Raw genomic sequence first — 8,317 nt, 5'->3', positions numbered from 1 at the left:
TGGCGATGCCCGCCCGCGACCGGTCCGACGCGGGCCAGGCCATGGAAAGGACCTCGGCCGCCCTGGCGCTCGGGGAGGGCGCGGACAACGGCGCCGCGCGGCTGGAGGCACTGGCCGCTGCCCTGGCGGACGAGCGCGTCGTCGTCCCCGTCGCCGTCGAGCCCGGCCCGGGCACGGACGGCCACCACGCGGAAGGCCGGAACAGCGCTCTGACCGGCCCCGTCGCGTTCGAGCGGGCGCCCACTCCGGCGGGCCCCGCCATCGCCGTGTACTCCAGCGCCGCCGCCCTTTCCGCCCACAGGCCCGGGGCGCGGCCGATGGGCATGGATTTCCGCACCGTCGCCCTGGCCGCCCTGGTCGAGACCGGCGGGCGCGCCGTCATGGACCCCGGAGGCGCCTCCGTGCTCCTGCCCAGGCCGGCGGTGGCCGCCCTCGCCCAGGGGGACCAGTGGCTTCCGCCCTGGCGGGACGGGGCACTGCGCGCCCTCCTCCTCGAGCGCGCGCGCCGCGCCTGCCCGCGTGTGGCCGACGTGCGCCTCTCCTACGCGGGGGAGGGGGCCACCCGGGTCACCGCCGTGATCGACGCCTGCGGGGGCGGACCGGACCTGCGGGGGGCAGTGGGGGAGGCCCTCGCCGAGATCGGCAGGACCCCGCGCCTCGTCGCCGCCGCCGATAGGGTGGAGCTGGTGCCCGTGATCGCGGAGCCCCACCAGTAGGAGCGCCCCGCCGCCGCGGGCGCCGACGACCACACAGGAGCTGGCATGGACTGGACCACGACGCGCAGATCCTCCCACGTCGGCTACGTCGTCCAGGCGATCGTCAACAACCTCGCGCCGCTGCTCTTCGTCGTCTTCTCCTCGCGCTACGGCATCGGCCTGGCCCAGCTGGGGGCGCTCGCCTCGTTGAACTTCGGCGTGCAGCTGGCCACGGACATGGTGGCGGCCGCGGTCGTGGACCGCGTCGGGTACAGGATCCCGATGGTCGCGGCCCACGTCCTGAGCGCGGCCGGCCTGGTCGCGCTGGGCGTCCTCCCACTGCTCGCCGCCCACACCTTCGCCGCCCTGTGCGCCGCGGTCGTCGTCTACGCGGTCGGCGGGGGACTGCTCGAGGTGGTCGTCAGCCCCGTCGTCGAGCACATCCCCGACGACTCGCGCCCCAAGGCCGCGGGAATGGCCCTGCTCCACTCCTTCTACTGCTGGGGGCAGCTGGGGGTCGTCCTGGTCACCACCGGGGCGCTGGCGGTGGTGGGGGAGCAGTGGTGGCCGGCGCTGCCCATCGCCTGGGCGTGCGTGCCGGTCGCCAACGGGATCGTTCTGGCGCGCGCGCCCATGCCGGAGACGGTGCCCGGGGCGCACCGCACGCCGCTGCGCGAGCTGGGGCGCTCCGGCGCGTTCCTGCTCGCCCTGGCGCTCATGGCGACGGGCGGGGCCGCCGAGCTCACGATGAGCCAGTGGTCGTCCTTCTTCGCCCAGCAGGGCGCGGGGGTGGCCAAGCAGGTCGGCGACGTCTTCGGCCCGGGGCTCTTCGCCCTCCTCATGGGCGCGGCCCGCGCCTGGCACGCCACCGCCGGGGCGCGCTTCGACCTGCGCCGCCTGCTGATGGCGTCGGGGACGGGCGCGTGCGCGTGCTACCTCCTGGCGGCTCTGGCCCCCTGGGCGTGGCTGTCCCTGCTGGGCTGCGCGGGCACGGGCCTTTTCGTCGCCCTCATGTGGCCGGGCGCCTTCTCCTTGACGGCGGCCCGTTTCCCCGCCGGGGGCGCGGCGATGTTCGCGCTCCTCGCCCTCGGCGGGGACCTGGGGGCAGCGGTGGGGCCCAGCGCGGCCTCCCTGGTGGCGTCCGCCTCGTCGGCGCTGGGCGCTCCCGCGGCGCTGCTGTCCCTGCCCGGGGGCGGTCTGCGGACGGGACTGCTCGTCTGCGCCCTGGTCCCCGCGCTATTCGCGATGGGCGTCGCCCGATGGGAAGACTAGTATGTTTGCCATAGTGTCGTATATAATTGACATACTGGAAGGGGGTGCGATGGCGAAGAACCTGCGGATGAAGGCCGCGAGAGCGGGTCGCGGCCTGAGCCAGGCCAGTCTGGCCGAACAAGTCGGCGTCACACGCCAGACCATCAGCGCCGTTGAATCCGGTGACTACAACCCGACGATCGCGCTGTGCGTCCGGATATGCCGGGCGCTCGGCGTGACCCTCGATGATCTTTTCTGGGAGTGATGACGATGTCGATTATGGCAGTGGGGGACAATGGGTACGACGAGCGTCAGGTCCTGCTGCGCGGCAAGATCTCCAACGCCTGCCTGGCCGGGGTCCTGGCGACCGTCCTCGTCAATGGCGCGGTCAACGACGCCTTCGGGCCGTGGGGCCCGGCGCTGCTCCAAGCGTCCGTCGTGGCGTCCGTGTGGATGACGGTCTTCGTCGTGTGGGCGATGGGCACAGGCGCGTACTTTGGCAGCGGCGGGCCGGCCTCCCGGGCGCGGTTCGGGTACCTCCTGGCGGCGGTCGGCGCGGTGGTCGCCGCCGTGCAGGGCTGGAGGCTGTGGGGGTCGCCGGAGTTCCTGGAGCGCGCCCCGACGATGCCCGTGTGCGCCTTCCTGGTCGTCGTCGGCGTCGTGACATTCATCGCCGAGCGTCGCGAGGCGCGCGGACAGGCGGATGCCAGGGGCGCCGAGGACGTGTGACCAAGGGCATCGGCACTGCGGTTTCGCCCCGGAGCGCCCTTTTTGCTATCCTTGGATCTGACCGTCCGGGTTCACGCCCGGAATGCAAGCGGAGGAATCCCACCTGGATCCCCGCCCGGCGCCCCGGATGAGGGGACCGCCGGGACACGGCCCACGGGGCCGGTGAGGGGATCGGGTTCGACGGCGGGCCCCGGCGCGCCATCGGTAGTGGGTACCTCCGTGCGCGCAGCGTAACGGAGGTTCTTCGTTATGCGAAACAATCCGTGGAAGGAGCCACCCATCAGCGAGACTCGCATCAACGAGCGAATCCGAGTCCCCGAGGTCCGCCTCGTGGGGCCCGGCGGGGAACAGGTCGGCGTCGTCCGAGTGGAGGACGCCCTGCGCCTGGCCGAGGAGGCCGGGCTCGACCTCGTTGAGGTTGCGCCGAACGCCAAGCCGCCCGTCGCAAAACTCATGGACTACGGCAAGTACAAGTACGAAGCCGCCCAGAAGGCTCGCGATGCCCGCCGCAACCAGGCGAACACGCAGCTGAAGGAGATCCGTTTCCGACTCAAGATCGACGACCACGACTTCGCGGTCAAGAAGGGGCACGTCGAGCGCTTCCTCTCCGCCGGCGACAAGGTCAAAGTCATGATCATGTTCCGCGGACGGGAGCAGTCCCGCCCCGAGGCCGGGGTCCGCCTGCTGCGGCGCCTGGCCGACGAGATCGGGGATCTGGCGACCGTCGAGTCGATGCCGCGCCAGGACGGGCGCAATATGACGATGGTCCTGGCCCCCACCAAGCGCAAGGCCGAGGCCTTGAACGAGCAGCGCAAGCGCCGCGAGGCCGAGCGCGCCGAGCGCCGCGGCAAGCGGGCGGAGCGCGCCAGCAAGGACCAGGCCCGCGCCGCCTCCTTCCGCGCTGAGGACAAGGACTGATAGGCGACGCCCGTCGCCTCATTCACGAAGGAACGAACAATGCCGAAGAACAAGACTCATTCCGGTGCCAAGAAGCGCTTCCGCACCACCGGCTCGGGCAAGATCATGCGCGAGCAGGCCGGCGCCCGCCACCTGCTGGAGCACAAGTCCAGCCGCAAGACCCGCCGTCTGGCCACCGACCAGGTCCTCGAGACCGCTGACGTCAAGCGCGTCAAGCGGCTGCTGGGCAAGTGAAGCGGCAGAGTAAGGAGTAGAAGAAATGGCACGTGTCAAGCGTTCTGTCAACGCGAAGAAGAAGCGCCGCACCGTCCTCGAGCAGGCCTCCGGCTACCGCGGCCAGCGCTCGCGCATGTACCGCAAGGCCAAGGAGCAGGTGACCCACTCCTTCGTCTACGCCTACCGCGACCGCAAGGCCCGCAAGGGCGACTTCCGGCGCCTGTGGATCCAGCGCATCAACGCCGCCTCCCGCGCCGAGGGCCTCACCTACAACCGCTTCATCCAGGGCCTGAACCTGGCCGGCGTCGAGGTCGACCGCCGTATGCTGGCCGAGCTCGCCGTCAACGAGCCGGCCGCGTTCACGGCGCTCGTCAAGGTCGCCAAGGAAGCCCTGCCGGCCGACGTCAACGCCCCCAGGGCCTGACGCAGGTGCCCCCCTCCTCCGGGTGCCCGCCAGTGCTCGACAATCCACGCTCCGACAGGGTGCGCAGGGTTGCCGGCCTGAGCGGGCGCTCGGCGCGCTCGCGCGCGTCGGCGGTCCTGGTCGAGGGGCCCCAGGCGGTGCGCGAGCTCCTGGTCCACCGCCCCGCCTCCGTCCGCGACGTCTACATCAGCGCGGCGGCCCGCCTCGCCCACCCCGGTATCGCGGGAGCAGCCCGCAGCGCCACGCGGTGGGTCCACACCGTGACCGACGAGGTCGCCGCCGCCCTCAGCGCCGACTGCCAGGGGGTGTGCGCCGTCGCCTCGGCCGACGCCATCGTGCGGGAGTGGCCCGCGGACGGGGGCTTTTACGTCATCATCGCCCAGGGGCGCGACCCCGGGAACGTGGGCACCATCATCCGCACCGCCGACGCCATGGGCGCCCGGGCAGTGCTCACCGTGGCGGGCACGGCGGACGTCACCAGTCCGAAGGTGGTCCGCGCCAGCGCCGGCTCGGTCTTCCACCTGCCCGTCATTCCCCATCCGGCCTTCGGGGCCGCCGTCGACGCCCTCCACGCCCGCGGTGCGCGGGTGCTGGGCACATCGGGGGGCCCGCGCGCCGTGCCCCTGCCGGCGGTCGAGGAGGAAGGCGCCCTCGCCGGGCCCCACGCCTGGGCGCTCGGCAACGAGGCGCGCGGCCTGGACGCCGACGAGGTGGCCGCCTGCGACCTCCTGGTCGCGATCCCGATGACCGGGCTGGCCGAGTCCCTCAACGTCGCCTCCGCGGCGGCGGTCTGCCTCTACGCCTCCCAGCGCGCCCGGGGCACGGGGCGCCCGGACGGCGCGGTCGACGGGCGCGGAGGGGCGCGCGCCGGTACGGTGGTGCGATGGCACGACTGAGGGACATGGACGAGTCCCAGCTCATCAGGGCGTTCCGCGCCCTGCTGCCCGTCGGCGGGCGCACTCTGGTCGGCATTGGCGACGACTGCGCCCAGATCGCCGCCCCGGAGGGCTCCTTCCTGGTGACGACCGACGTGATCGTGGAGGACCACCACTTCCACTCCTGGTGGTCGACGCCCTACCAGATCGGCGCGCGCGCAGCCGCGCAGAACCTCTCCGACATCGCCGGAATAGGCGGCCGGGCCTCGGCGCTGGTGGTGTCCGTGTCCGTGTCGAGGGACGCCGACGCCGACTGGCTCCTCGATGTGGTGCGGGGCCTGGGGGACCGGGCCCGCGAGGCGGGGGCGGGCGTGGTCGGCGGCGACCTGTCCGGCGGCGACCGCCTCGTCCTGTCGGTCACCGCCTTCGGGTACTGCCAGGGCCGTCCCGTCCTGCGCGACGGCGCGCGCCCCGGCGACACCGTGGGCGTGGCGGGGACGCTCGGATGGTCCTACGCCGGGCTGGACCTGCTGCGCGGGGGAGTGGTCCGCCCGGGGCGGGAGCCCGAGGCCCTGGCGCCTTTCGTGCGGACGTACTGCGCGCCGCGCCCGCCCCTCGAAGCGGGGCCGGCCGCCGCCAGTGCAGGCGCGAGCGCGATGATGGACCTGTCCGACGGGCTCGCCATGGACGGCGGGCGCATGGCCCGCGCCTCCGGGGTCGTCATCGAACTGGACCGGCGCGCTCTGGGGCGCGAGGCGGAAGCCCTGGTCGGCGCCGCCGCGGCGTGCGGCAAGGACCCCCTCGACTGGGTGGTCGGCGGGGGCGAGGACCAGGGGATCCTCGCGGCCTTCCCCCCTGGGACCGCTCTGCCCGACGGCTTCCGCGCCGTGGGCGCCGCCCGGGCGCCCCGGGGCGGCGAGGAGCCGCACATCCAACTCGACGGCGCGGAGGTGTTCGGGCCGTGGGACCATTTCGCGGGCTCCGGCGCGGACGAGTCTGACCAGATACCAGGAATCGGTTGACGATTCGGTCGATGTACTGACACAGTGGGAACATCCATAACGCAGATTCAAGGAGATCTTCATGAGTGACCCGCAGAATCCGCCCCAGGCGCCGTACCCCGGCGGACAGGGCGGCCAGGCCGGTGGGTACGGGCCCGCCCCGCAGCAGCCCTACGCGCAGGCGGGCGCCGCCCAGTCGGCGCAGGGACAGGCGTATCCGGGACAGGGGCAGCCCTACCCGGGCCAGCAGCAGGCCCAGGGGCCCTACGGCGCCGCGCCCCAGCAGCCCCAGCGCGCCCAGACCCCGGTCGGGCACCAGATGCAGACCCTGTTCTCCCCGGCGGGCCTGACCACGCTCTGCCTCGAGCTGGCCGTCGTCTTCGGCGTGGGGCTGGCCGCGTCGCTGATCGGCTACATCTCCTTGGCCAGTATCGTCTCCGGCGGGTCCTTCATGCTCATCCCGGTGGGGATCGGCGCCTTCACCGGGGCCGGGTGGTCCGTTTCGACCACCTTCCTCGGCGCGAGCTACGGCATGATGGCGATCGCGGTTCCCTGGACGGTCATCGTCGTCGAGGCGGTCGCCCTTCGCTTCGTGCTGAACAAGAGGGTGTGGGAGGACGGCACCATCCGCGAGTCAGTGCCCACAGGGGTGCGCAGCCTCGTCGAGGGACTCCTCGTCGCACTGGTGATGACGCTGCTCACAGCTTTCTTCTCCGCGGGCGACGGCTCGGGTGGCCTGCGCGCCACCTCCTTCTTCACATTCCTGGTCGTCCTCCTGGTCGTCGGCCTGTCGAGCTTCACCGCCCGCCAGAAGGCCGCCCAGGTCAGCATCCTCCCTAAGGCGCTCGCCCCGATGCTCGTCGAGGTCCGCGCGGCCGCCCGGGTGTTCCTGCCCGTCTTCGGCGCCCTCACCCTGGTGGTCATCCTGATCAACGCGATCAGCAGCCAGCGGTTCGCAATGGTGCCCCTGCTCCTGCTGCTGCTCCCCAACTTGGTGATCGCCGTCATCGGCCTCGCCTTCTTCGGCGGTTTCGCGTTATCAGGCAGCGTCGGGGGTTTCGGTGCGGGCGGCGCCGCGATGGCCTGGGACATCGGGAACGGCTGGGGATCGCTGATCATCCTGGTCGGCGTCCTCACCATCGTCGCGGCCTCCCTGTCCGTCGGCGTCCAGCGCCAGCGCACCTCTGCCCCCGTGTGGAGCCGCACATGGCAGCTGCCTGTGGCGGTGCTGGTCATCATGCTCGTCGGCCTGCTGCTCTTCAACATCAATGCCACTGGGACTGCTGGCGGCGCTACGGGCATGGCGGGGTGGAGCCCCCTCGTCATCGCCCTCGCGGCAGGCGTAGTGTCCGTTCTGGCCGAGGTCACGCCGAAGCAGTTCGGCACCAGCTCGCCCGGCCTGCTCAGTCTGTGCGCCGGCCGACAGGCGGCCGCCGCGTGGTTGGCGAGCCCGGAGGCCTACGTGGCGCCCGCTGCCAACCAGTACGCGCAGCCCGGCCAGCAGCAGTACGGCCAGCCCGGCCAGTACCCGCAGGGCGGGCAGCCCCAGCAGTACGCGCAGCCCGGCCAGCAGCAGTACGGCCAGCCCGGCCAGTACCCGCAGCAGGGCCAGTACCCCCAGGGCGGGCAGCCCCAGCAGTACGCGCAGCCCGGCCAGTACGCGCAGCAGGACCAGGCCCCACAGGGCGGGCAGCAGTACGGCCAGCCGGGCCAGTACCCGCAGGGCGGGCAGCAGCAGTACCCCCAGCAGGGGCAGTACCCCGCGGGCGGGCAGCCTGCCCAGTACCCGCAGGGCGGGCAGCCCCAGCAGTACGCGCAGCCCGGCCAGTACCCCCAGGGCGGTGGGGCCTCCCGAGTCGAATCGCAGCTGGAGGGCTCCTCCGCGGACGTCGCGCCGACCGCCGACATCGCGCAGGTGGGGATGCCCCCCGAGTCCCAGGTGCCGCCGACGGCTCCGACGCCGGAAGTCCCGCAGCAGCAGTACTACCAGGCCTCTCAGGGCTACGGCGCGGATCCGGCCCAGGCGCAGATGCCGCCGGCCCCCGGGTCCGGTGAGAACACGGACGGCCAGCAGCGATGACCACTCCGATCAACCCTGGAGGCGGTCAGGGCTTCACTCCGATCGGCCGCCCCGCGCAAGCGGGGCAGCCGACGGGGCGGCCCATGGCCCCGCAGCGCGGCTACGGCCCGCAGGGCCAGTCTGCGCCG

The 8,317-nt window shown here is 72.8% G+C and carries 10 protein-coding genes; all 10 read left to right on the top strand.

Going from position 1 to position 8,317, the window contains the following annotated elements; genetic code table 11:
• Positions 1-716, top strand: a 716-nt coding sequence (locus BH719_RS01885; RefSeq protein WP_034255143.1) for an SseB family protein, incomplete at its 5' end; no start/stop codon positions are given.
• A gap of 45 nt (positions 717-761) precedes the next feature.
• On the top strand, positions 762-1,967 hold the full coding sequence (locus tag BH719_RS01880; RefSeq protein WP_009743038.1) for an MFS transporter: 1,206 nt from the start codon (positions 762-764) through the stop codon (positions 1,965-1,967).
• A gap of 49 nt (positions 1,968-2,016) precedes the next feature.
• Complete coding sequence (locus BH719_RS01875; protein WP_034255508.1) at positions 2,017-2,211, top strand: helix-turn-helix transcriptional regulator; 195 nt, start codon at positions 2,017-2,019, stop codon at positions 2,209-2,211.
• Positions 2,211-2,675, top strand: a complete 465-nt coding sequence (locus tag BH719_RS01870; RefSeq protein WP_034255142.1) for a hypothetical protein — start codon at positions 2,211-2,213, stop codon at positions 2,673-2,675. Before BH719_RS01875 ends, BH719_RS01870 begins: the two co-directional genes overlap by 1 nt.
• Positions 2,676-2,924: 249 nt before the next feature.
• Entirely contained in the window at positions 2,925-3,593 is a 669-nt protein-coding gene (gene infC, locus BH719_RS01865) for a translation initiation factor IF-3 (RefSeq protein ID WP_005871548.1), read from the top strand.
• A gap of 39 nt (positions 3,594-3,632) precedes the next feature.
• Positions 3,633-3,827 (top strand): 50S ribosomal protein L35, encoded by a 195-nt coding sequence (gene rpmI, locus BH719_RS01860; protein WP_005871559.1) that lies wholly within the window; start codon positions 3,633-3,635, stop codon positions 3,825-3,827.
• 25 nt (positions 3,828-3,852) lie between these two features.
• A complete protein-coding gene (gene rplT, locus BH719_RS01855; RefSeq protein ID WP_009743036.1) occupies positions 3,853-4,233 on the top strand; it encodes a 50S ribosomal protein L20 in 381 nt (126 codons plus the stop codon).
• 32 nt (positions 4,234-4,265) lie between these two features.
• Positions 4,266-5,129 (top strand): TrmH family RNA methyltransferase, encoded by an 864-nt coding sequence (locus tag BH719_RS01850; protein ID WP_009743035.1) that lies wholly within the window; start codon positions 4,266-4,268, stop codon positions 5,127-5,129.
• A 5-nt stretch (positions 5,130-5,134) separates the two neighbouring features.
• Positions 5,135-6,130 carry a thiamine-phosphate kinase gene (gene thiL / locus BH719_RS01845; RefSeq protein ID WP_009743034.1) on the top strand — a complete coding sequence of 332 codons (996 nt, stop codon included), beginning with the start codon at positions 5,135-5,137 and terminating at the stop codon, positions 6,128-6,130.
• Between the two features lie 61 nt (positions 6,131-6,191).
• Complete coding sequence (locus tag BH719_RS09785; protein WP_009743033.1) at positions 6,192-8,189, top strand: hypothetical protein; 1,998 nt, start codon at positions 6,192-6,194, stop codon at positions 8,187-8,189.
• Positions 8,190-8,317 lie beyond the last annotated feature (128 nt).

The organism is Pauljensenia hongkongensis (assembly GCF_001746855.1).
GTDB lineage: Bacteria > Actinomycetota > Actinomycetes > Actinomycetales > Actinomycetaceae > Pauljensenia > Pauljensenia hongkongensis.
Note: the sequence above shows the minus strand (reverse complement) of the source record. Positions and strands in the feature narration are given on the sequence as shown.

What these genes read in the sequence shown, in the direction of transcription:
- BH719_RS01880 (WP_009743038.1), top strand. Translation starts at nt 762, where the DNA reads ATGGACTGGACCACGACGCGCAGATCCTCCCACGTCGGCTACGTCGTC.
- BH719_RS01875 (WP_034255508.1), top strand. Translation starts at nt 2,017, where the DNA reads ATGGCGAAGAACCTGCGGATGAAGGCCGCGAGAGCGGGTCGCGGCCTG.
- BH719_RS01870 (WP_034255142.1), top strand. Translation starts at nt 2,211, where the DNA reads ATGACGATGTCGATTATGGCAGTGGGGGACAATGGGTACGACGAGCGT.
- infC (WP_005871548.1), top strand. Translation starts at nt 2,925, where the DNA reads ATGCGAAACAATCCGTGGAAGGAGCCACCCATCAGCGAGACTCGCATC.
- rpmI (WP_005871559.1), top strand. Translation starts at nt 3,633, where the DNA reads ATGCCGAAGAACAAGACTCATTCCGGTGCCAAGAAGCGCTTCCGCACC.
- rplT (WP_009743036.1), top strand. Translation starts at nt 3,853, where the DNA reads ATGGCACGTGTCAAGCGTTCTGTCAACGCGAAGAAGAAGCGCCGCACC.
- thiL (WP_009743034.1), top strand. Translation starts at nt 5,135, where the DNA reads ATGGACGAGTCCCAGCTCATCAGGGCGTTCCGCGCCCTGCTGCCCGTC.
- BH719_RS09785 (WP_009743033.1), top strand. Translation starts at nt 6,192, where the DNA reads ATGAGTGACCCGCAGAATCCGCCCCAGGCGCCGTACCCCGGCGGACAG.